At 66.9% G+C, this 23568-nt stretch carries 19 protein-coding genes; 4 read left to right on the top strand and 15 right to left on the bottom strand.

What is annotated here, in order from left to right; all coding sequences use genetic code 11:
• Nucleotides 1-109 precede the first annotated feature (109 nt).
• The 14 genes from QNO08_RS06335 to dinB all read right to left on the bottom strand — a co-directional run bounded on the left by QNO08_RS06335 (nt 110) and on the right by dinB (nt 17367).
• Nucleotides 110-1063: a cell division protein FtsQ/DivIB gene (locus QNO08_RS06335; protein ID WP_229966972.1), complete on the bottom strand. Its 954-nt coding sequence runs from the start codon at nt 1061-1063 to the stop codon at nt 110-112.
• The gene (gene murC / locus QNO08_RS06330; protein WP_229966973.1) at nt 1056-2516 is read right to left on the bottom strand and encodes a UDP-N-acetylmuramate--L-alanine ligase; all 1461 of its coding nucleotides are present in this window, start codon (nt 2514-2516) and stop codon (nt 1056-1058) included. The genes QNO08_RS06335 and murC overlap by 8 nt, the downstream gene beginning before the upstream one ends.
• On the bottom strand, nt 2513-3622 hold the full coding sequence (murG, locus tag QNO08_RS06325; RefSeq protein WP_229966974.1) for an undecaprenyldiphospho-muramoylpentapeptide beta-N-acetylglucosaminyltransferase: 1110 nt from the start codon (nt 3620-3622) through the stop codon (nt 2513-2515). Before murG ends, murC begins: the two co-directional genes overlap by 4 nt.
• Entirely contained in the window at nt 3619-4983 is a 1365-nt protein-coding gene (ftsW, locus tag QNO08_RS06320) for a putative lipid II flippase FtsW (protein WP_229966975.1), read from the bottom strand. The genes murG and ftsW overlap by 4 nt, the downstream gene beginning before the upstream one ends.
• Complete coding sequence (gene murD / locus QNO08_RS06315; RefSeq protein ID WP_229966976.1) at nt 4984-6576, bottom strand: UDP-N-acetylmuramoyl-L-alanine--D-glutamate ligase; 1593 nt, start codon at nt 6574-6576, stop codon at nt 4984-4986.
• Nucleotides 6558-7661 (bottom strand): phospho-N-acetylmuramoyl-pentapeptide-transferase, encoded by a 1104-nt coding sequence (gene mraY / locus QNO08_RS06310; protein ID WP_229966977.1) that lies wholly within the window; start codon nt 7659-7661, stop codon nt 6558-6560. The genes murD and mraY overlap by 19 nt, the downstream gene beginning before the upstream one ends.
• A complete protein-coding gene (locus tag QNO08_RS06305; RefSeq protein WP_229966978.1) occupies nt 7661-9184 on the bottom strand; it encodes a UDP-N-acetylmuramoyl-tripeptide--D-alanyl-D-alanine ligase in 1524 nt (507 codons plus the stop codon). Before QNO08_RS06305 ends, mraY begins: the two co-directional genes overlap by 1 nt.
• A gap of 6 nt (nt 9185-9190) precedes the next feature.
• Nucleotides 9191-10837 carry a UDP-N-acetylmuramoyl-L-alanyl-D-glutamate--2,6-diaminopimelate ligase gene (locus QNO08_RS06300; protein WP_229966979.1) on the bottom strand — a complete coding sequence of 549 codons (1647 nt, stop codon included), beginning with the start codon at nt 10835-10837 and terminating at the stop codon, nt 9191-9193.
• Between the two features lie 143 nt (nt 10838-10980).
• Nucleotides 10981-12771 carry a peptidoglycan D,D-transpeptidase FtsI family protein gene (locus QNO08_RS06295; RefSeq protein WP_229966980.1) on the bottom strand — a complete coding sequence of 597 codons (1791 nt, stop codon included), beginning with the start codon at nt 12769-12771 and terminating at the stop codon, nt 10981-10983.
• 29 nt (nt 12772-12800) lie between these two features.
• A complete protein-coding gene (gene ftsL, locus QNO08_RS06290) occupies nt 12801-13565 on the bottom strand; it encodes a cell division protein FtsL (RefSeq protein WP_229966981.1) in 765 nt (254 codons plus the stop codon).
• Entirely contained in the window at nt 13562-14560 is a 999-nt protein-coding gene (rsmH, locus tag QNO08_RS06285) for a 16S rRNA (cytosine(1402)-N(4))-methyltransferase RsmH (RefSeq protein WP_229966982.1), read from the bottom strand. The genes ftsL and rsmH overlap by 4 nt, the downstream gene beginning before the upstream one ends.
• A 218-nt stretch (nt 14561-14778) precedes the next feature.
• Complete coding sequence (gene mraZ / locus QNO08_RS06280) at nt 14779-15210, bottom strand: division/cell wall cluster transcriptional repressor MraZ (protein WP_229966983.1); 432 nt, start codon at nt 15208-15210, stop codon at nt 14779-14781.
• A 294-nt stretch (nt 15211-15504) separates the two neighbouring features.
• Nucleotides 15505-15888 (bottom strand): SCO2097 family morphological protein, encoded by a 384-nt coding sequence (locus QNO08_RS06275; RefSeq protein WP_229966984.1) that lies wholly within the window; start codon nt 15886-15888, stop codon nt 15505-15507.
• A 231-nt stretch (nt 15889-16119) separates the two neighbouring features.
• Nucleotides 16120-17367 (bottom strand): DNA polymerase IV, encoded by a 1248-nt coding sequence (dinB, locus tag QNO08_RS06270; RefSeq protein WP_284015988.1) that lies wholly within the window; start codon nt 17365-17367, stop codon nt 16120-16122.
• 388 nt (nt 17368-17755) lie between these two features.
• On the opposite strand from dinB, the gene QNO08_RS06265 reads away from it, so the two are divergent.
• Complete coding sequence (locus QNO08_RS06265) at nt 17756-18046, top strand: hypothetical protein (protein WP_229966985.1); 291 nt, start codon at nt 17756-17758, stop codon at nt 18044-18046.
• A 6-nt stretch (nt 18047-18052) separates the two neighbouring features.
• Nucleotides 18053-19159, top strand: coding sequence for a polyprenyl synthetase family protein (locus tag QNO08_RS06260; protein WP_229966986.1), 1107 nt, complete (start codon nt 18053-18055; stop codon nt 19157-19159).
• 181 nt (nt 19160-19340) lie between these two features.
• Here QNO08_RS06260 and QNO08_RS06255 read toward each other — a convergent pair whose 3' ends face one another.
• Nucleotides 19341-19694, bottom strand: coding sequence for an Rv2175c family DNA-binding protein (locus tag QNO08_RS06255; RefSeq protein WP_229966987.1), 354 nt, complete (start codon nt 19692-19694; stop codon nt 19341-19343).
• A gap of 278 nt (nt 19695-19972) precedes the next feature.
• On the opposite strand from QNO08_RS06255, the gene QNO08_RS06250 reads away from it, so the two are divergent.
• Nucleotides 19973-21253: a LysM peptidoglycan-binding domain-containing protein gene (locus QNO08_RS06250; RefSeq protein WP_229966988.1), complete on the top strand. Its 1281-nt coding sequence runs from the start codon at nt 19973-19975 to the stop codon at nt 21251-21253.
• 137 nt (nt 21254-21390) lie between these two features.
• Nucleotides 21391-23532 carry a Stk1 family PASTA domain-containing Ser/Thr kinase gene (locus QNO08_RS06245; protein ID WP_349774906.1) on the top strand — a complete coding sequence of 714 codons (2142 nt, stop codon included), beginning with the start codon at nt 21391-21393 and terminating at the stop codon, nt 23530-23532.
• The last annotated feature ends 36 nt before the right edge of the window (nt 23533-23568 follow it).

The raw sequence follows: 23568 nt of genomic DNA, 5'->3' as shown, positions 1-23568 counted from the left end.
GTTATAGTTATGTCAAGTAATCCTCTACCTGTGACGCTATGGGGCGAAAACTGGTTCTGCAATTACCTCTGCCGCGTGTCGGATTTTTCTTTGCCCCAAGAGGTAAATATCACCGTGTTACCGGTGCGCTCGGAGTGCTGACATCAAATACCTTGATCGGCGGATCCTTGGGCGGCATCTTCATCAGCGCTTCCAGGGTGCGGGCCTTGGCCACATTGGATTCGGCGCTCCCCCAGAATACCTTCTGTCCGTTGAGGAGCTGCAGCTCCACGGAGTCGACCGACGATGCCGAGGCGTGGTCAAGCTGCGCCAGGACATCTTCGGGCAAAACGGACAGGACGGACGTGACAGTGCTGAACACCTCCGTGTTCACCGCCTCGGTTCCGCCGTCGATCAGCGGCAGCCGGGCCTCGGCCCGGTTGGCCGCCGTGCCGATGGCCAGGCCATCGTCGTCAATCAGCAGGAAGGCGTCGCCGCTCTGCAGGACGGCCACCGGGACCCGCTCGGCTATGGTCACCACAATCTCGGACGGCGGCTGCGCCACCACGTCCACGCCGGCGACCTCCGGCCGGTCCGCCAGCAGCACCGCGACGTCGTCGTCGGCAATCGTGGTCAGCGGCTGTCCCATCAGCGGCTGCAGGGCGCTCTGCACCTCTTCGGTGGACAGCAGCGAGTTGCCCTGCACCGTCACCGTCTTCAGCGCCAAAGCCGGCGAGAAAAACAGGACGGCCAGAAACGCGCCGAACAGGACAACACCGGACACCGCCGAGATGAGCAGCCACCGCCGACGCCGGCGGACCGGCGGTTGGGGAAAGGACAGGACCGTGGCGGAGACAGTCGCCTCGCCGGCGGAACCAGCTCCCCAGGATGTTCCTTCCCCGGCGCGGAGCCGCGGGTCCGCGCCGGCCCCGGAATGGTGGGATGCCCGGTCGGCTCCGCGGCGCGGACCGGCGGTCCGGCGCGGTTCGCCGTGCCCGGAACGGCGCAGGCCGTCCCCGCTTCGGGCGGACGGTCCGGGGCGTCCCTGGTCCACCGCTGGCCGGCGCGGCTTCCGGCTACCCACGGTGTCCCTCACGGGACGCGGGCGGAACCGCCGCTGCGGCGGAATCTCCGGCGGGGCCGGTTTCAGCGGTCCGGGCGAGTTCCCGCACCAGGACGGCACCGAACGCGGTGACGTCGCCGGCACCCACGGTCAGGATGATGTCGCCGGCCGCTGCGCGGCGGCAGATGTCCTGCACGGCTCGGGCCGGATCGGGCGCGTAGCCGCCGGGACGGTTCACGCGGGCGGTGATCAGCTCGCTGGTGACGCCTTCCACCGGGTCTTCCCGCGCGGCGTAAATGTCCAGCACTGTCGCGCTGTCCGCCAGCTCCAGGGCGGAGGCGAACTCCGCGGCAAAGGCCAGCGTCCGGCTGAACAGGTGCGGCTGGAACAGGACGTGGACGCGGTGCTCCCCGGCAACCGTGCGGGCGGCCTCCAGTGCGGCCACCAGTTCGGTGGGATGGTGGGCGTAGTCATCGAAGACCCGGACGCCGCGCACGGCGCCCTTGGCTTCAAACCTCCGGGCCGCACCGGAGAACACTGCCAGCCCTGCCGCGGCTCGGGCCGGATCCACGCCCAGTCCGAGTCCGACGGCGAAGGCCGCAGCAGCGTTGCGGATGTTGTGCGCCCCGGGAACCAGGAGGCGCAGTTCCTGCTCGCATTCCAGGCCGTCGAGGCTGAAGCGGAGCACGGAGACCGAACCGCTGGCCACCGGCCGGGTCTTGGTGATGCGGATGTCGGCCGTCTCGCTGTAGCCGTAGGTGCGGACCTGCGCAGCGCCGGAGCGGCTCACCACGTCGACGGCACCGGGATCATCGGCGCAGGCCACCAGCAGGCCGTCAGCGGGCAGCAGCCGGACAAAACGGTCAAAGGAGGCGAAGACGGCTTCCTCGGTGCCGTAGTGGTCCAGGTGGTCGGCCTCGACGTTGGTGATGACGGTGATCCGGGGCAGGTAGTTCAGGAACGAACCGTCGGATTCGTCGGCCTCGGCAACGAACACGTTGCCGCTGCCGTGCGCGGCGTTGACCCCCAGCGCAGCGACATCGCCGCCGATGGCGAAGGACGGATCCAGTCCGGCTTCGCGCAGCAGGACGGTCACCATCGCGGTGGTGGTGGTCTTTCCGTGTGTTCCGGCGACGGCCACCACCTCCTGGTTGCCCATGGCCGCGGCCAGGGCAACGGACCGGTGAATGATCCTCAGCCCCGCGGCCCGGGCCGCGGCAAGTTCAGGATTCTCCGATCGGATGGCAGTGGAGATCACCACTGTGTCCGCGCCCTGCACATTCGCGGCATCCTGCCCGACAAATACGGTGGCGCCCAGGGCTTCCAGGGCGCGGAGCCCCGGTGAATCACGGGAGTCGGAGCCGGAGACGGAAACGCCTTGGCCCATCATTACCCGGGCAACGGCTGACATGCCCGCTCCCCCAAGCCCAATGAAATGCACCCGTCCGAGGTCCGACAGCTTCAGCCTGCTCATGCGCGGAACCTTACGTTTGCTTCGAGAATGAATGTCGCCATCTGCCGGTCGGCGTCCCGGATGCCCTGGGCGGCCGCGGCCGCGGACATCGACTCCAGCGCTGCGGGATCGGCCAGCAAAGGTATCAGCTTGTCCGATATCCACTCCGCTGTGAAGAGGCTGTCCGAAACGAGAAGCGCTCCGCCGGCGGCGACGAGGCCGGCAGCGTTCAGCGCCTGCTCACCGTTGCCGTGCGGCAGCGGCACCAGCACGGCGGGCAGGCCGACGGCGCTGATTTCGCAGACGGTGCCGGCACCGGAGCGGGCCAGCAGCAGGTCGGCGGCAGCGTAGGCCTGTTCCATGCCGTCGACGTATTCGACCTGGTGGTAGCGCGGGGCGCTCAGCAGTGCGCCGTCGGCGGTGAACAGTTGCTTGCCGCGGCCGGTGATGTGCAGGGTCTGGATGCCCGCGGCGGCAAGGGCCGGGAGCGATGCTTCCACGGCCCGGTTGATGGAGGCCGCACCGGAGGAGCCACCGGTGACCACCAGGGTGGGCAGCGACGGATCCAGGCCGAGGGCGGCGCGTGCTCCGGACCGGGCGGCGTGCCGGTCCAGGCCGGAGATTTCCCGCCGCATCGGCATTCCCACCAGCCGGGCGCCGGGCAGCCGGGTCTCGGCGAAGGCCGTGGCAACGACGTCGGCAAAGCGTGCGCCGACGCGGTTGGCCAGCCCGGGGCGGGCGTTGGCCTCGTGCACGATGATCGGCAGCTTCCGGCGGCGGGCGGCAAGATAGACCGGGGTGGAGACGTAGCCGCCCACGCCCACGACGACGTCGGCGGCGGCTTCGTCGAGGATGTCGCCGGCCTGCGTTACGGCGCGCAGCAGCCGGCCGGGCAGGCGGACCAGATCGGCGCCGGGCCGGCGCGGCATTGGCACGCGGTCGATGACGGCCAGCTCAAAGCCGGCTGCCGGAACGAGCCGCGTTTCCATCCCGGCGGCGGTGCCCACAACCTTGATGCGGGACTCCGGCGCGGAGTCCCGCACGGCTCCGGCCACCGCAAGGAGCGGGCTGATGTGCCCGGCGGTGCCGCCTCCGGCGAGGACGAGGGAAAGGGGACGTTGCGTCATGGAGCTGATGGTTCACTTTCGGGAAGTTTGTGTTCGGGGACTTTGCGGGCGAAGGAGAGCAGGACACCGATGGCGGCCAGGGTGAAGGTCAGGGAGGACCCGCCGTAGGAGATGAAGGGCAGCGGTACGCCGATCACCGGAAGGAGCCCGGTCACCATGGCGATGTTCACGAAGGCCTGCCCGATGATCCAGACCAGGATGGAGCCGCAGAGGATCCGGATGAACGGATCCGTGTGTCGCATCGTCATCCGGATCGTGGCCACGGCCAGGACGCCGAAGAGCAGCACGATCAGGAGCGTGCCCAGCAGGCCGAACTCCTCACCGATGATCGCGAAGATGAAGTCGTTGTGGGCTTCGGGGATCCAGCTCCACTTCTGCCGGCTCTGCCCGATGCCCACACCGAACCAGCCGCCGGAGGCCAGGGCGTACATGCCGGCATTGGCCTGGTCGCACACGCCTCCCCCGCAGTCCAGCTTCAGCCACGCGCTGATTCGGCTGGAGCGGTTGCCGCTGAGCGCCGACATCAGCACCGCGGCGCCCGCGCCCAGTCCCACCAGCGCGGTGAGGAAGCGCAGCGGCGCCCCGGCAAAGAAGAGGGCGGCAATCATGATCATGCCCATGATGATCACGGTGCCCAGGTCGCTGCCGAGCATGACCAGCCCGATCAGCAGCAGCCCGCCGGGGAAGACCACGGGAACCAGGGCGTGCTTCCACTGGGTGATGAGCTTCTGCTTCAGGGACAGCATGGAGGCGAACCAGATGGCCATGGCCAGCTTCGCCGCCTCGGAGGGCTGCCCGGTGATCGGACCAATTTCGATCCAGTTCCGGTTGCCGTTCACTTCCTTGCCGATCCCCGGAATGAGTACCAGGATCAGCAGCACGGCGGCCAGGGCCATCAGGCCCCATGCCATCTTTTTGAACGTTTTGGGACCGAGCCGCGACAAGCCCAGCATGGCGGCCACGCCGAGCCCGGCGAACATGGCCTGTTTCACGAAGAAGTTGAAGGTACTGCCCACCGATTCACCGGCCGAGGCGGCGATGGACTCCACCGAGGATGCCGAAAGCACCATCATCAGTCCGATGGCCGTCAGCGCCAGCGAGGCGCCCAGAATCGTGTAATAGGCCGATCCGGTGGCTGTGCGGCGGCTGCCATCGATGAGGACGATGCCGCGTTCGAACATCGACGGTTTCTTGCCCGGCGCGGCGGGCGCGCGGGACGCAGGCCGGGAGCCTGCGGACGCGGGCCGGCCCGACGACGGCGTGCCGGTTCCCCGGCCCGAGGCCGCCGGTGAGGTGCCGGCGGCCGGCCGCTTGGAGCGAAGCACAGGCTTGCGGGGGTTTCCTGAGGACGTAGTGACCATCTAGGACTCCTTGGTGGTCTGCGCCTGTCCTTCCACGTACCCGCGGACAGCCTCGATGAAAGCGTCGCCGCGGTGTGCGTAGGACGCGAACTGATCCATGGATGCCGCTGCCGGCGCCATGAGGACCGTGTCTCCGGAACGGGCCTCAGCGGCTGCGGCGGCGACAGCCAGGGCCATCACTTCCTCCCCGCTGACTACTGGTACGGAGGCGGGCCTTCCACCAGTGTGGGGCGGAACGGCGTCAATCACCCGGATGCCCGGGGCGTGTCGTGCCAGGGCCTCGCGAAGCCGGGAGGAATCGGCGCCGATCAGGATGACCGCACGCAGCCGCGGAGCCTGGGTCCGGACGAGGTCGTCGTAGTCCACTCCCTTGGACAGTCCGCCGGCAATCCAGACCACCGGGTCGAACGCCGAAAGCGAAGCGGCGGCCGCATGCGGGTTGGTGGCCTTGGAATCGTCGACCCAGAGGATGTCATTGAGGCGGGCCACCGGCTGGATGCGGTGTGCACCGGGGGCATAGGCCCGAAGCCCGTCCCGGACGGCAACCGGCTCGACGCCGAAAGCCCGCACCAGGGCTGCAGCCGCCAGGGCGTTGGCCACCATGTGCCGCGGCGCCGGTTCGCCGACGTCGGCCAGGGAGGCCAGTTCCGCGGCGGAATCCTTGCGCTGTTCGATGAAGGCGCGGTCCACCAGCAGGTTTTCCACCATGCCCACCATGGAGACGGCGGGCATGCCGGTGGTGAAGCCCACGGCGCGGCAGCCTTCCACGACGTCGGCTTCTTCGACCATGTGCTCGGTCTCGGACTGCTCAGCGTTGTAGATGCAGGCGACGCGGGTGTTTTCGTAGATCTTTGCCTTGTCGGCCAGGTACGCCTCGTAGGATCCGTGCCAGTCCACGTGGTCCTCGGCGATGTTCAGGCACACGCTCGCCAGGGGCGAGATCGAGGAGGACCAGTGCAGCTGGAAGCTGGAGAGTTCCACCGCAATAACGTCGTAGCCCTGCGGATCGCGGATGGCGTCCAGGATGGGAGTGCCCACGTTGCCCGCGGCGATGGCGCGCAGGCCGGCGGCGCGGAGCATGCTCTCGGTCATTGACACGGTGGTGGTCTTGCCGTTGGTTCCGGTGATCGTCAGCCACTCGGCCGTCTTGCGGCCTTCGCGGACGCGGACCCGCCACGCCAGTTCCACATCTCCCCACACCGGGATGCCGGCATCGGAAGCGGCGGTCATCAGGGGGTGGGATGGGCTGAATCCGGGCGAGGTGACCACCAGTTCAGCCGGCTCGCCGTCCACCAGCGGCAGCTCCTTGGCGGAGTCAGCGCCCAGCAGGACGTCGGCGGCACCCACGATCTGCAGGGTGTCGGCCTTGGCGCGGTTCTCTTCGGTGTCCTTCGCATCCACGACCACCACGCGGGCGCCGAGCTCGATCAGGGTGTCGGCTGCCGAGAATCCGGACAGGCCGATCCCGGTGACGACCACGCGCAGTCCGCGCCAGGGCGCGTCCCAGGTGGTCAGTCCGTCCAGCCGCGATGTTCCGGCCTCAGTGTTGCCGGACCCGGTGTCTGCTGAGTCGCTCAATTTCCGACCACCCATTCCGCGTAGAAGAGGCCCAGGGCGACGGCGACGCAGAGACCTGCCACGATCCAGAACCGGACCACGACAGTGACCTCAGCCCAGCCCTTGAGCTCGAAGTGATGCTGCAGCGGTGCCATTTTGAACACGCGCTTTCCGCCGCTGATCTTGAAGTACCCCACCTGGATGATCACCGAAAGGGTGATGATCACGAAGAGCCCGGCAAGGATCACCAGCAGCAGTTCGGTGCGGGAGAGGATGGCGAACGCCGCGATGGCACCGCCGATGGCCAGGGATCCGGTGTCGCCCATGAAGATCTTGGCCGGTGAGGTGTTCCACCAGAGGAAGCCCACCAGGGAGCCGGCGATCGCGCCGGCGAGCAGGGCCAGGTCCATCGGGTCGCGGACCTCGTAACAGACGGCCCCGGAGCCGGGGGCTCCGCAGCTCTGGTTCGACTGCCAGATGCCGATCAGGAAGTAGGCGCCGAAGACCAGGATCGAGGCGCCGGCGGCCAGGCCGTCCAGGCCGTCGGCCAGGTTCACGCCGTTGGTGGTGCCGGTGATGATCACGATGGCCCACAGGATGAACAGGATCGCGCCAATCAGCGTTCCGGCGAAGGCCAGGTCGACTCCGGTGTCGCGGATGAAGGAGATTCTGGTCGAGGCCGGAGTCCGGCCCTGGTCGTTCGGGAAGTTCAGGGCCAGGATCGCGAAGGTGACGCCCACCAGGGTCTGCAGGATCAGCTTGGCCTTGGCGTTCAGGCCCAGGCTGCGCTGGCGGGAGATCTTGGTGTAGTCGTCAATGAACCCCACCATTCCCATGCCGACCATCAGGAACAGCACCAGCAGCCCGGAGACTGACGGTCCGAAACTGCTGGGATTGATGGCGTAACTGATCAGGTGAGTGATGAAGTAGGACGCCACGACTGACGCGACGATGACGGTGCCGCCCATGGTGGGCGTGCCGCGCTTGGTGTGGTGCGAGGTCGGTCCGTCGTCGCGGACAAACTGCCCGTAACTTTTCCGCACCAGGAACCGGATGAAGAGCGGGGTGCCGATGAAGGCAAAGACCAGGGCCAGCGAAGAGCCGATAAGCAGGGAAACCACTACTGGACGCCTCCGGCTTCCCCGGCAGGTTCCGGGCTGGTGTGCTGCGGCCGGGATTCCGGCGGCAGGGCGGAGGTTGAAGATGGGGCGTTCAAAGCTATCCGATCACCGAGGTAGCGCAGGGCAGCGCCGTTTGAGGATTTGAAAAGAACCAGGTCGCCGGGTTCCAGTGAAGCGTTGAGGATGCGTTCGGCGTCCTCGGCTGTTTCCACGAAAATGGATTCGTCGCCCCAGGACCCTTCCATGACCGCACCGGTGTGCATGGCGCGTGCACCGGTGCCGACCACAATGAGCTGGGAGATGTTCAGGCGGACCACGTAGCGGCCGACGGCGTCGTGCTCGGTGACTGCTGAGTCGCCGAGTTCGAGCATTTCGCCCAGCACGGCCCAGGTGCGCCGCCCCTGGCCCAGTTCGGCCAGGGTGCGCAGGGCTGCCCGCATGGATTCGGGGTTGGCGTTGTAGGCATCGTTGATGACGGTGACGCCGTCAGCGCGGTCGGTGCGTTCCATGCGCCAGCGGCTGGCAGCTTTCTGTCCGGAGAGCCCGGCCGCGATCCGGTCGCCCGGAATGCCGGCGGCAAAGGCGGCAGCGGCGGCGGCCAGGAGGTTTGCCGTGTGGTGGGCGCCGATCAGCCCGGATTCCACCGGGTGTTCGCTGCCGTCCGGGAACCGGAGGGTGAAGACGGGCCGGCCGAGGGCGTCAGTGCGGGCATCCACGGCGCGCAGCGCCGATTTTGCTCCGTGCGCTGCCTCCGGCGACGACGTGAAGTACAGGACCCCGACGTCCGAACCTGCCCGTGCCGCCATGGCGGAAACCCGGATGTCGTCGGCGTTCAGGACGGCGGTGCCGCCCGGTGCCAGTGCCTCAACGAGTTCGCCCTTGGCCTTGGCGATGTTTTCCACGCCGCCGAACTCCCCGGCATGCGCGCTGCCCACGCCGAGGACGACACCGATGTCGGGCTTCACCATCGACGCCAGGTACTCGATGTGGCCGATGCCGGTGGCGCCCATTTCAACCACGAGGTAGCGCGTGCCGTAACCGGCGCCGAAAATGGTCAGCGGAACGCCGACCTCGCCGTTGTAGGACCCCATGGGAGCCACTGTTTCGCCTTCGGCGCGCAGGATGCCGGCCAGCAGGTCCTTGGTGGTGGTCTTGCCCGCCGATCCGGTGATGCCGATGACGGTCAGCGGCGCATCGGCCCGCAGCCGCCGGACAATGTCGCCGGCCAGCACACCCATGGCCAGGACGGCGTCGGGAACCAGGATGGCCGGGTACACGCCGCCGGAGGGATCCTGGACCGGACGCTCGACCAGGGCCAGGACCGCGCCGCGGGCGAAGGCCGCTTCGACGAAGAGGTGTCCGTCGGAAGCCTCGCCGGGTTTGGCGATGAACAGGGACCCCGGGGAGGCTTCCCGGGAGTCGGTTGTGGCCGAGTTCACGATCGCGTTCGGCGCCTGCGCGGCCCCGCCAATCAGTTCGCCGCCGGTAATTTCCGCTATGTCTGCTGCACTAAGTTCAATCATGACGATCTAGGACTCTACCCCGTCGCCGGACAGCACAGGGAATCCGTACCTTGTCAAAGCCTGCCTCAGTTCAACGCGGTCGTCGAGGGCCACATTCACTCCTTTAACCTCTTGGAAAATCTCGTGTCCCCGGCCCGCGACAAGCACTGTGTCCTGCGGGCGCGCCAGTGCCACGGCACGGTCTATGGCCGCTGCACGCGGTGCCACCTCAAGGATCTCGCAGGGCAGGGCTTCCTGCTCGCGGGCGGCCTGCGCTCCGCCGAGAACGTCGGCGCGGATGGCCGCTTCGTCCTCGTCGTGGGGATCATCGTCGGTGACGATCACCACGTCGGCGAGCCGGGCTGCGATGGCCCCCATCAGGGGGCGCTTGGTCTGGTCGCGCTCACCGGTGGCACCAAAAACGATGATCACGCGCGGTTTCGGTTCCGCGGCGGGAGCGGCGTCGTCGCTGCCTGCTGCGTCACCGGCGGCGGGAGCTTCCCGGCGCACGGATTCCAGGGTCCGGGCCAGCGCGTCGGGGTTGTGGGCAAAGTCCACGATTGCTGCGGGCGCCTCGCCGACCAGCTGCATCCGGCCCGGAACTTCGACGGTGAAGGGGTCGCTGCGGTCCAGGGCGTCCTGCAGCTCAGCCGCGTCGACGCCCGAGGCCAGGACCATGAGGGCCGCCAGCGCCGCGTTGGAGACGTTGAAGGTGCCGGGCAGCCCGGTGCCGGCCCGCAGGACGGCTCCGGCAGGGCCGCGCAGCACGAAGCGGTGGCCCAGCCCGGCGCGGACGACGTCGGTGACCCGCCAGTCCGACCCGGGGCCGCCGTCGCGCGTGGTCAGCGTCCAGACCGGGACCGGGGAGGCGGCGGCCATGCGCGCACCCCATTCATCGTCAACGGTGATGACGGCGCGCTTGGCGCGCTCGGGCGTGAAGAGGGCTGCCTTGGCCGCGAAGTACTCTTCCATGGAGCCGTGGAGGTCCAGGTGGTCCTGGGTGAGGTTCGTGAAGCCGGCGACGTCGAAGACCACGCCGTCCACGCGCCGATAGGAGATGGCGTGCGAGGACACTTCCATGGCCGCGGCGTCCAGGCCCTTTTCCCGCATCAGGGCCAGCAGCCCGTGAACCTGGGGCGACTCGGGAGTCGTGAGTGTGCTCGCGATGGGTTCTCCCCCGGCGAGGATTTCAATGGTGCCGATGAGCCCGGTGGTCTTGCCCAGGGCTCCGAGCAGCGAATTGATGAAGTAGGTGGTGGTGGTTTTGCCGTTGGTGCCCGTGACGCCGAACAGGGTGGGCGTGCCGGCGTCCCGGGGCTGGCTGCGGAAGACGGCTGCGGCGAGCGGTCCCACAATGCGCCGGGGATCGGCCGTGACGAAGACGGGGACCGGCAGCGACTGCAGCTGCGCGGCGCCGTCGGGGTCGGTCAGCACGGCGGCGGCCCCGGCGGCAGCAGCGGCAGCGGCGAAGCGGGCACCGTGGTGGCGGGCGCCGGGCAGCGCCACGTACAGGTCTCCCGGCCGGACCTCGAGGGAGCTGATGGTGAGGCCGGTCAGCAGAATGCCGCGGTCATCGTCGGTGTCCCGGGCAGGTGCGATCCCCGGCAGCCCGTTGGCGGCCAGGGCGTCGGCTGCCGCCCGGAGGGAGACGGGATCTTGCGCGGATGGCCGCATTCCGCTTCCCGGCTGGGGCGGATTGCGCTGATCACTTGTAGGCACTGCATTACTCCAGAAAATTGACGTGGTACTCGGCAAGGGGAGGCCCGGTACTTGCGGTGGTCAGGCGCCGGCGCGGGCCGGTGCCTGGGATAACGGAGTCAGTACTCCACGGGGTACAGCTCCGGTTCCGAGTCGGACGGCGGCACGTTTTGAGAGGTCAACGCCTGTTCCATGACCTTCTTGAAGGTCTTCCCCGGATCCAGGACCTGCAGTGACCCCTCGGGGCGCTGCAGCGTCACCACCACCACGTACTTGGGATCGTCCATGGGTGCAATACCAGCATAGGAGAGTGTGTAGCCGTCATAGCCCCCATTCGCCGGCGCCTCGGCCGTACCGGTCTTGGAACCGACTCGGTACTGCTCCAATTTCCCGCCGGCACCCGATCCTTCGGCCGTAACGGTCTCGAGCATGTGCTGGACTTCACTGGCCGTCTCCTCCGAGACCACACGGGTGGATTTCCCCTCCTCGGCCGGAGTCTCAGTGCCGTCGGCCGCCACGTAGCTGTCAATCAGGCTTGGCGCCAGCCGTACGCCGTCGTTGCCGATGGTCTGGTAGACCATCGCGGTGTGCAGCGCTGTCTGGGCCAGGCCCTGGCCGAAAAGCACCGTGTACTGCTGGCGGGTGTCCCATTCGTCGGGTTCGGCCAGGATGCCCACTGTTTCGCCGTTGAGGCCCACGTTCAGCGGTTCGCCGAAGCCGAACTTGCGAAGCCAGTCGTAGCGCTCCTGCCGCGTCAGCTGCTGGCCGATCATGACGGTGCCCGTATTCATCGACTTCGTCAGGATGCCCGCGGCCGTCATGTGCACCGTGCCGTGATCGAAGGCGTCCTTGAAGGTCTGGCCCTCCACCGTGTAGGTGGACGGAATTTCAAACTCGGTCAGCGGGTCAATGATGCCCTCTTCCAGGGCCGCTGCCATGGTGATGACCTTGGTGGTGGAACCGGGTTCGAAGGGAACCGTCACGGACAGCGGCTGCCGGGATTCCGCCGGGGTCAGGCCCGGATTGTTCGGGTCCACGGTGGTCGATTCGGCCATGGTGATGATGCGGCCGGTCTCAACCTCGACAACCACCACGTTGCCCCACTCGGCGTTGTAATCCTCCACCTGGCTGGCAATGGTTTGCTGGGCAAACCACTGCAGGTCCTGGTCGATGCTGAGTTTGACCGACTCACCGTCCACCACCGGAGAGTCCTCGTTGGTGGCATAGGGAATCCGGATGCCGTCTCCGCCGATTTCGTAGGTCTTGCTGCCGGCCTCGCCGGCCAGGATGTCGTCTTGGGTGAGTTCCAGGCCTTCCTGCGGTCCGTCGGTTCCCAGGAACCCCACAATGGAGCCGGCCACCGCTCCGGAAGGATAGGTGCGCAGCGTCGTCCGGTCGGCGTAGATGCCGGGGAACTTGACGGCCAGGACCTTGTCCTTGATCTCCGGGGTGACGGTCTTGGCGACGAAGTTGAAGGAGTTGTCCCCCAGCACCGCATTGCGGAGCGTGTCCGGATCCTGCCCGAGGATGGCGGAGAGTTCCTCGAAGGCCTGGTCGAAGCTGATGTCCTCCAGCAGTCCCTCCGCGTTGCGGCGGGGGTACTCCTGCTCTTCGGTGTAGTCGTGGGACAACGTCTGGTCCACGACCAGGTCGAACCGCTCAACACTGCGGGCGAGATACTTGCCCTCGGAGTCAAGGATGCTGCCGCGCAGCGGCGGGATGGTCTGCGTGGTCAGCCGCTTTTCCACGGCCGCCTCGGCCATGCCCTCGGGATCCACCGCCTGCACTTGGAAAAGCCGCACCCCCAGCACTGTCAACAGCACCAGTGCCAGGATCAGGCCGGTCCGCAGCCTGCCGGTAACGATGGCAACCCTGTGGTTGTCCCTTCCGGAACCCCGCTCTTTTGCCACAACGTATCCTCGTCACTGCTCAGTAAAAATTAGTATCCGCTTCTCTGGACCGGAGCCGGAATGGTTCCGCCGTTCAGATCTGCTTCCTGTTCGGCCGGAGCCGGTTCTGCGCCGGCAGCTTCACCGGGTGCCGCCGGCACGGCGGCTGCTTCGTCGGCGGCCTCGGCTTCCCTCGCCTCGGCTGCCCGGACTGATTCGTCGGCGGCCGGAGCAGGTTCCACTCCGGCCGGGGCTATCGGCTGGGTCAGCACGTTGGGGGCACTGATCAGGACCGGCGGCGGAGTGCCTTCCTCTGCCGGAACGGGATTACCCGTGACGGCAAGGGTCTGCAGGTCAATGCTCCCGAAGGTCGAGGCGGCAACCATGCCCAGATCCGCGGCCGCCGCGGCCAGGACCTGCGGCGCTTCGTGGTTTTCCAACTGCTGGGTCAGGGCTTCGTTGCGCTGGGCCAGCTCGGTCCGCTCGGTATGCAGTTCGACCAGGCGGTACTGGCCGCTGGAAACCGAGATGTTGAGCAGCAGGACAGCGCCCAGACCCAGGATCAGGGCGATAAAGCAGAAGACGACGAGCGGAGCGCGGCGGCGCCGCTTGGAAGCGGGCACCACGGAGAGCGGGGTCCGGCGGCGGGGCGCCGGGGATGCCGGGGATGCCGGGGATGCCGGGGATGCCGGGGATGCCGGGGATGCCGGCGGCAGTGTTCCCGGATTCCAGTCCAGGGCCCGGACCGTATTGCCGTGGGTTGCCCGGCGGGCGGCACCGGCGGCCGTGTGCGGCCGTGTCTGTACCTGCGTCATGATCCTGCCCTGTCGGTCGGGATGCGGATCCGTTCAACGGCCCGCAGCTTTGCGGAGGCGGCACGCGGATTCTCGGCAATTTCTTCGTCGGTGGGAACTTCGGTTCCCTTGGTCAGCCGCAGCAGCTGGGCCTTGTGCTGTTCAAGTTCCACCGGGAAGCCCTTGGGAGCGGAGGAGCTTGCCCCCGCCGCAAAGACGCCCTTGACGATCTTGTCCTCCAGCGAGTGGTAGGACATGACAACTACTCTGCCGCCGAGGTTCAGGACGGACAGGGAGGCCGGAATCGCGCGCTCCAGAACGTCGAGTTCCTCATTGACTTCAATCCGCAGCGCCTGGAAGGTCCGCTTGGCGGGGTGTCCCCCGGTGCGGGCGGCCCCGGCCGGCACCACTGTGCGGATCGCGTCCACCAATTCACCGGTGGTGGTGAACGGCTTGGCAGTCCGGGTGGCCACGATGGCGGAGGCAATGCGGCCGGCGAACTTCTCCTCGCCCCATTTGCGGATGATGCGGACGAGGTCCGCTTCACCGTACGTGTTAACAATGTCGGCCGCGGTGCGTCCGCGGCTCGTGTCCATCCGCATGTCCAACGGTGCGTCATAGGAGTAGGCGAATCCGCGGTCCCGCTCATCGAGCTGCAGCGAGGAGACGCCCAGATCGAAGAGTGCGCCGTCGATGCCGTCGAAGCCCAAGTCGGCGACGACGTCGGCGATCTCGTCGTAGATGGCATGCACCAGGTCGATGCGGTCCTCGAAAGGTGCCAGCCGTTCGCCGGCCAGGGCCAGGGCCTGGCGGTCGCGGTCGATGCCGATCACGTGCAGCTGCGGGAACCGGGCCAGCATGGCCTCGGTGTGCCCGCCCATGCCCAGCGTGGCATCGACGACGACGGCTGAGCCGCGCTCGGCCACTGCTTTTTCGATGGCCGGTGCCAGCAGATTAATGCAGCGGTCACGCAGCACCGGAACATGCCGTTCTTCGGTAGGGCGTTCTTCGCTCATCTGCTGTCCTTCCGCGTCCTGGGACGGCGGCGTAGTTCTTATATCAGACCCCCATCCGCGCCTCACGCTGCCGGCGCCTGGCTCCGGGGAAGTGAGTCAGGTGCCGGCCTTGCGGGGCGGCTGGAGATCTCATGCAAGAAACCGCTGCGGTCCGGTCTCTGTTTGTTTGGTGGATATTCGTGGGGGTGGTGCGGGTACTGCTGGTCGGAAGTGCCGGCCTAGAAAATGCCCGGCATGGTTTCCTCGTCGGTTTCCGAGAACGCCGTTTCCTGCTCTTCGAGGTAGGTCTGCCATGCTGATGCATCCCAGATTTCAGCCCTGGTCCCGGCACCAATCACTGCCAGTTCACGGCCGAGTCCGGCGTAGGCCCGCAGCGCCGGCGGAATGGTGATCCGGCCCTGCTTGTCCGGGACTTCATCGGATGCTCCCGAGAGAAAAACCCGAATGTAGTCCCGTGCCTGACGCGAGGAGAGCGGAGCTTCCCGCATCTGTTCGTGGACCCGCTCGAATTCTTTCGAACTGAAAACGTAAATGCAGCGCTCCTGGCCTCTTGTGAGCACCAGTCCCTCAGCCAGCTCCTCGCGGAACTTTGCCGGCAGAATGAGCCGCCCCTTCTCGTCCAGGCGCGGTGAATGTGTTCCGAGGAACATCAGTCACCACCTGTCTGATTGGAAGAAGTTCCTCCTGCGCTGCCCCTACACTCTTATAGCCTCCACTTTACTCCACTTCACTCCACAGTCAACGATTGGGCAGCCGAACTGCGGCGCGCCGCGCCTTTTCTTCCGCGGATCGGCGCGGAGAAGGGCAGGTGGAGGGCTCGGAGCGCAAAAAGCCGTCGCGGGGCGTTGTTGGCCTCGGCTCTTAAACCCAAAAAGACCCGCCGCAGCGGGTCTTTTTCGAATCGTGGATGACCGGTGGAGGAAGGTGGTGCGGGCCTCCGGAGGTTACTGGTCCCGCTTTCGCTCATCCCATTTATTTTCCAGATTGCTCATGAAATTCTTCGATGACGTGGCCTCGCGTTCCTTCTTGCGTGCCGGCGAATTCGCCTGCGCGCCGCGCCTGCCGCGCGTCGTCGCGTAGTACACGCCCGATCCCATCACCAGGAAGCCGAGAATTCCCAGGATGAGGCTGATCGGCATTTCCAATGAAACCCCTCGGAGGAGCAGCGCGATGCCCGCCACTGCGACCAGGGATCCGATCACTATCCGCCGGGTCGAAATACCGGCGCCGGCCGGAGTCGCCATCGAATTTGCGAATTTGGGGTCCTCGGCGTGTAATTGCTGCTCCAACTGGTCCAGCAAGCGCTGCTCGTGTTCCGAGAGTGCCATTACTGCCTCCTTGCGGTCCGAAATTCTCTGTAACCCAACCAACGATCCCGGTACCGGGACGGTTCCCGCTCCCGACACCCCGGCTGGCTGCGGAGACGCCCCGGGAAATCGGGGCACCGCCAGACCGACAACCCGGGCAGAACGCGTGTTGTGCTTACGTCTTAGGATAGGTGGCATTCTGGTCGGGGGAAAGCGGTGGGAGGCACAGCGGGGATCCATTCCGCCTAGGGCTTAGTCTGCGCCCGCAGGCGGCGGAACAGCCGGTCCCGGAGTGCGGCCCGGCCGGCCCCTGCGGGTGGGGTCCAGCAGACGGGCCGGCATGACGCCGAGCTCGCCGAACCGGGCGTTGATCTTGTCCAGGGCGTCTTCGGCCGACCGCCAGTTGTCGTCGCGGCCGTCAAGGGTCAACTGGACCGCCGCGCCCTCCGCCGCCTCCAGCCGCTCCGTGCGGAGCCCGATCAGCCGGACGCTCATCCGCCGGGGTCCCAGCGCGGCGAGCAGCGCCCGCGTTTCCTCGTAGATGAGCTGGGCGCTGTCCACCGGCTCGCGAAGCGTGCGGGTCCGGGTGAGTGTGGAAAAGTCCGCGTAGCGCAGCTTCAGCGACACCGCGCGGCACTGCAACCCTGCGGCCCGGAGCCGGGCAGCAGTTTTGTGCGCCAGGCGCAGCAGCTCCGTGTGCAGGGTCTCGTCGTCGGACACGTCCCGGGCGAATGTCTCCTCTGCGCCGATGCTCTTTTCCCGCCGCACCGGAGTGACGCTCCGCGGGTCGCGCCCCCAGGCCAGTTCGTAAACGTGCTCACCGGTGGCGCCCAGCAGGCGCTTGAGGACACTGACCGGAGTGCGTGCCACGTCTTCAACCGTTGAAATGCCCACCCGGGCAAGGGTTTCCCTCGTCTTGGCCCCCACTCCCCACAGGGCCGAAACGTCCAGGGTATGGAGATACGCGACGGTTTCGCTGCGCGGAATCAGCAGCAGGCCGTCCGGTTTGGACCGGGTGGACGCAATCTTTGCCACGAACTTAGTGGCGGCGATGCCCACGCTGGCCGTGATGCCGAGCTCCGCAGCCACCCGGCTGCGGATCAGCTCGCCGATGACCCGGGGCGGCCCCAGCAGCCGCATGGCACCGGCGATGTCCAGAAAAGCTTCGTCAACGCTGAGGGGCTCCACCAGCGGCGTGATGGACTCGAAGATCGCCATGAGCCGCCCCGATACCTCCCGATAGTCCTCCTGGTGCGGCTCCAGAATGACCGCCTGCGGACACTGCCGGTAGGCGACGGACATCGGCATCGCGGAATGGACGCCGTAGCGCCGTGCCTCGTAGGAGGCCGACAGGACCACCGATCTGCCCCCGAGGCCGCCCACGATGATCGGGCGGCCCGTCAGCTCGGGTCGTTTCAGCAATTCCACCGAAACGTAGAAGGCATCCATGTCCACGTGCATGATGGTGCAGTCGCGGTTTTCGCTGGGGCCATTGCTCACCCCTTCATGGTAGACAACGGGTCCGACGTTTTCGTTTCGCCTAGACTGGGGACCAGATCCTGACCCCCACCAGAAGCGGACACCAATGAATAAGCCCCTGATTGCCCTTACCGCCGCTGCCCTGTTATTGGTTGCCTCCGGCTGCACCCAGGACACCGAATCGACGAATTCCGGTACGGCTGAAACGCCGGCGTCGAGCGCGTCTCCGTCGGCTTCGCCGTCCGCCTCTGCCTCCCCCTCCGGTACGGCGTCCGCGTCCGGCTCGGCGTCCGCCTCCGGCTCGGCGTCGCCCAGCGGTTCTGCCTTCCCCAGCAGCTCGGCCACGCCGACTGAAAAATCCACAAACTCCGCCATCGCTGAAGGATTTCCCACTGACGTCATTTCGGTGATGCCGAAGTCCACTCCGGTCTCCACCAGCTTCGAGGAAACCCCCGAACTGTTCACCGCCTCGCTGACGGCCACAACCAGCGCTTCCACCGAGGAAATCCTGGCCTACTACGCCGGGGAATTCGAGGCGCAGGGCTTCACGCCCAATGACGCCAAAAACGAGGGAACCGCCACGCTCCGGCAGTTCGTGCGCGCCGGTGGTGACGACCTGGCCAACGTGACAGTTGTTCCCCGCGACGGCAGCTTCACCTATACGGCCAGCATTAATCTGCTCCCAGAGTCAGCCAAGTAGGCCGGCATGGGGAATGTCCTTCCTGCCCCCGAGGTGGCAGTTCGTGAACAGGCGGAGTACCGGAAGCTTCTCGGCAGCGAGCTGGACGCCTTCCTCACCGAGCAGCAGGCAGTGCTCCAAGAGGTTTCAATGGAGGCGCTTCCGCTGCTCGACGCCGTCTCCTCCCTGGCTCAGGGCGGAAAGCGGCTGCGGGCACTGCTGAATTACTGGGGCTGGCGCGGCGCCGGCGGGGCCGAGCTGGGCGGACCAGCGGTCCGGGCGGGCGTCGCACTGGAACTGTTCCAGAGCGCTGCCCTGATCCATGACGACATCATTGACCGCTCCGACACCCGCCGCGGCGGGCCCAGCGTCCACCGTCGGTTCAGCACCGCGCACACTGAGGCCGCCTGGCACTTGGACGGCACCCACTTCGGTTCGTCAGCCGCCATCCTCGCCGGCGACCTGTGCCTGTCCCTGAGCGAGGAAATGTTTTCAGCAGTCGGCGCCCAGGCCGCGCACGGCACACCGGCCCGGCGGATCTTCAACCGCATGCGCACCGAGGTCATGGCCGGGCAGTACCTGGACATCCTCGAAGAGGTGGTGGGACCCACGCACGAGCCCGAGCGGGCCGTCGTCCGGGCCCGGAACATCCTGCGTTTCAAGTCAGCGAAGTACACCACTGAGCACCCGCTGACCCTGGGCGGAGCCCTGGCCGGAGCTTCAGAGGAGCTGCTCGACTGGTACTCCCGGTTTGCGCTGCCGCTCGGAGAGGCATTCCAGCTGCGCGACGACGTCCTGGGCGTTTTCGGCGATCCGGCGCAGACCGGAAAGCCCGCCGGCGATGACCTGCGCGAAGGCAAGCGCACGGTGCTGATCGCCTACGCGCTGGCACTGGGCGGACCCTCCGCCCGCGACGTGATCGGCTCCGCGCTCGGTCGGACCGATCTGGACGACGACGGCGTAGCCGCGCTGCGCGCCCTGATCGAGGACTCCGGGGCGCTGGCGGCAACGGAAACCCTCATAGAGGGACACACCCGCGCCGCCTTTGACGCACTGGAGCAGATGCCGGTCGACGACGTGGCCCGGGCTGCCCTGACCTCCCTGGCCCACGCCGCAGTCACCCGCTCGGCCTGACGGTACGTCCCTGCGCCGGCGAGGCAACAATAGGCAGCAGGTAATACAACGGCGAAGCAAAACAGCAGTAATACAAGCGGCGCAGTAATACAACAGCAGCGGCTCCCATTGGGAGCCGCTGCTGTGTTATTTGCGTCCTGCTTTATATTTCAATGTCTTACTATCTATCCGTGTTTGTGCGCTACCAGCCCAGGGCCTGGGCGCGGCGGCGAATTTCGGTCTTCCGCCCCTCGCGCAGGGCATCCACCGGACGTCCGGGCAGCGAGTCATCCGCGGTAAAGAGCCAGCGAATCATTTCGCGGTCGTTGTAGCCGGCATCGATCAGCACGGAAATGGTGCCTTTCAAGCTGTCCAGGACAGCGCCGTCGGCGATAAAGGCGGCCGGGATGCTGCGGATTTTGCGCTCCCCCAGCCGTACGGCCACCAGCGCACGCTCTTCGAGCATGCTGTGCACCTTGGTAATGGAAACGTTTAGTTTTTCAGCCACATCGGGCAGGGTCAGCCAGTCGGAAACAAGTTCCTCAAGTTCAGTCACCTTCCTAGGTTCCCATGAGAACCCCGTTCGGAGCCACTTCCCTCACTCGTTACTCAATGGAAATCGAGACGCAGTGTCTACTCAGGTAGGCCGGAGACCCGCGGTAGTGTAAATTCGCTTACGTTACAGAAATCACTTCTGTCACACCCGCACCATTATTGCCACTGGTTTAAAACGAGTTGCGGTAAAGGCCGCGCCGTCTACAGATGAGGAAACAACCCTTTATGACTGCTCAGTCGATTCAGGGAAGCAATTCCCCGCGTTCCAGCTTCAGGGGAATGCCCCGCAAACTCAGTGTTGCCGTTACCACCGCGGCCATTCCCGCCGTCATGATGTCAGCACTCGTGCTTGCCGAACCGGCTCAGGCAGCTCCCGTTGGCCCGAACGCTGCGCTTTCCCCGCAGGTTCCGCTCCAGGCCATCAAGAACCTGACCGCCGGAACCGCGAACGTTGCGGCGCCCTCGCAGCTGGCCGCCCAGATTCCGTTTACCATTGCGACGGAATCCAGCGTGCCCGCCACTCACCGCATTGAGGCCGGCGATACCGCCAGTTCCATTGCCGTGCGCTACGGCGTGTCGCTGGATGAAGTACTTCGGGTGAACAACCTGCAGAGCAGTTCGCTGATCTTCGCCGGCGAGGAACTGCGCCTGCCTGCCGGCGGCTCGTCAGCAGCGTCTTCGACGTCCGGCGCAGCTGCCGGCACTTACACCGTGGAAGCAGGCGACACGCTGAGCGGGATTGCCTCCTCGAACGGAGTCGGCCTGGAGAGCGTCCTGGCGGTGAATGGCCTGACCATGACGTCAGTGATCATGCCCGGCCAGGAAATCGCCCTGTCCGGCGGTTCGGCCTCCGCCGCAGCTCCGGCATCTGCAGCCGCAGCGAACCACACCGTCGAGGCCGGTGACACCCTGACCGGGATCGCCGCCCGCCACGGCGTCAGCGTGGCCGCGCTCATGTCGGCCAACGGCATGGATGAGAGCACCGTCCTGTTCCCGGGCGACGTCGTCGTCCTTTCCGGCGGCGCAGGCGTCACCACCCTTGCCGCGGCTCCGGCCGAAGCCGCCCCCGCGGACCTGGTTCCCAACACCTTCCTGCACTACACGTACCCGGACGACGTGGTCGCCGACGCCAACGTCAACAAGCAGGCGTTGAACGGCGCGGCAGTGCCCGGGCAGGCCGAGATGCAGCAGATCGTGGCCCAGACGGCGGCGCAGATGGGTGTCGACCCGGCCCTGGCGATGGCCTTCTCCTTCCAGGAGTCCGGCTTTGACCAGCGGGCAGTCTCCCCCGCCAACGCCATCGGCGCCATGCAGGTCATCCCCAGTTCCGGAGATTGGGCATCGGACCTCGTGGGACGCCAGCTGAACCTGCTGGATCCCTATGACAACGCCACCGCCGGAGTTGCGATCATCAGCTCGCTCATGCAGACCAGCGACAGCTTGGAAAACGCCGTTGCCTCCTACTACCAGGGCCAGTACTCAGTGACGACCCATGGCATGTTCGAGGACACCCGCGGCTATGTGGCCTCGGTGCTGGCGCACCGCGAGTCCTTCTCCTAGGACGCGCAGCTGCTTGACGCAGGAGGGCAGGGCCCGGATCGGGTGTCGATCCGGTCCCTGCCCTTTCGCGCACGTAGGATCGTAGGGTGCATGATTCCGGAACTGACCCCAGAGGAAATGACCCCATAGTAGGCACCGTGGTGGACGAGCGCTACCGGGTGCTCTCCCGTATTGCCCGCGGCGGTATGTCCACGGTCTATCTGGCCACTGACCTGCGCCTGGACCGGGACGTCGCCCTCAAGGTCCTCTACCCCCACCTGGCTGCCGACCGCGGCTTCCTCGACCGCTTCGAGCGGGAGGCCAAGTCCGCCGCCCGGCTGTCCCATCCGCACGTCGTCGGAGTCTTGGACCAGGGGCTCGCCGAAAACAACCTGGCGTATCTGGTGATGGAGTATGTTCCGGGCAAAACGCTGCGTGAACTGCTGGAATCCCGGACCCGCCTGACTCCGCGGCTCGCCCTGGCGCTGCTGGACGCCGTCGTCGACGGCCTGGCCGCAGCCCACAACGCCGGACTGATTCACCGGGACGTCAAACCCGAGAATGTGTTGCTGGCCGACAGCGGCAGCATCAAGATTGCCGACTTCGGCCTGGCCCGTGCGGTGTCCACCAGCACCAACACCGGCACGCTGGTGGGAACCGTTGCCTATCTGGCGCCCGAGCTGGTCACCGGCGCCGGTGCCGATGAGCGCAGCGACGTGTATTCCGCCGGCATCATGCTGTATGAAATGCTGACCGGCCGCCAGCCTTTCACCGGCACGGCGCCCATCCAGATCGCCTTTCAGCATGTGCACTCCACCGTGCCGGCGCCGTCCGACGCCTGCCCCGGCCTGGCCCCCGATCTGGATGAGCTGGTGCAGTGGTGCACTGCGCCTGACCCTGACAACCGTCCCGTGGACGGCAAGGCGCTGCTGGGCGAGCTGCGCCACATTCGGACGTCCCTCACCGATGAACAGCTGGATTTCCGCTGTGCCGACCCCGCCGGAGAGCAGTTTCCCTCCGCATCCGGTGTCACCGAAGCCCCGCAGGCCGACACCACGACCGCCCTTCCGCGGCCCCCGGCCGGTGCCACCGAAGTCATCTCGACCGCGGGCGCAGCCGCTGCGACGGGGGCCGGGGCCTATCCCACCGAGGTCATCCGCCGGTCCGACAACGCGACCTCGGTGTTTCCTGCCGGCGGGCGAGGTCCCGGAGGCCCGCACCTGCCTCCCGATAGTTCCGGCGGTTATCCGGCAGGCGAGACCGCCGACGACGACAGCGCCAACGCTCCGGAGCATCCGGCCCCGGGAACCCGCACCGAACGGCGGCAGGCCCGCCGGGAGGCGAAGGCCTTCGAGCGGCAGTCCAGCCGGGACGCGCACCGCCCGAAAATCTCCCTGCGGCGCGGACGGCCGCGGCGGCGCGGCGCGCTGTTGATCGTGCTCGCCGTGCTGCTCATCACCGGTGCGCTGTTTACCGGCTGGTTCTTCGGCCGCGGGCCGGGCGCCGTCGTCACCGTTCCTGATGTCGCGAACGTCTCGCAGGAGGCGGCCGGCGCCCTGCTCAGCGGTGAGGGGCTGCAGTACTCCACAAACGAAGTCCACGACGAAATGGTCGCCGCCGGGCTGGCTGTGGGAACGGATCCCGACGCCCCGGCCGAAATCCGGCGCTATCAGCCGGTGACCCTGCTGATCAGCATGGGGCCCGAGCTGTTTGATGTCCCCAACGTGGTGCAGCGGACCGCGGAGTCGGCGTCGGAGAACATTACGGATGCCGGCCTCGTCGTCGGCGCGGTGACCGAGGAATACAGCGAAACCGTCGATGCCGGCAAGGTCATCAGCCAGTTCCCGGCGCCGGACACGCAGCTGCGGCGGGATGCCGCCGTGAACCTGGAGGTGTCGCTGGGGCCCGCCCCCGTGGAAGTGCCCTCCGTCGTGGGAAAGTCGGAGGCGGAAGCAGTGAAGATTCTTGAAGAGTCCGGGCTGACGGCGGAAGTCCTTCCCGAGCAGGTAAACAGCCGCGAGGCACCCGACGGAGCAGTGGCCGCCCAGACACCGGCCGCCGGCCAGGTGCAGCGCGGTTCGGCCGTGGAGCTGACCATCTCGAAGGGTCCCGTCATGGTGTCGGTGCCGAACGTCGTGCGCCGGTCCCCCGACGAGGCTCGGGCGCAGCTGGAGGGTCTGGGCTTCCAGGTCCAGATCAGCGAGCTGCTGGGCGGCCTCCTTGGCATCGTCCAGTCACAGGATCCCAGCGGCGGATCGATGGCACCGGAAGGGTCGGTCATCACGCTGCGGGTGGTCTAGCGGTCCTCCGCCCCGAAATGGCAGTAGGTGCACCTC

This window comes from Arthrobacter sp. zg-Y820 (assembly GCF_030142155.1).
In the GTDB taxonomy this organism is placed as follows: Bacteria; Actinomycetota; Actinomycetes; order Actinomycetales; family Micrococcaceae; genus Arthrobacter_B.
This window is presented reverse-complemented; position numbering and strand designations above follow the sequence as displayed.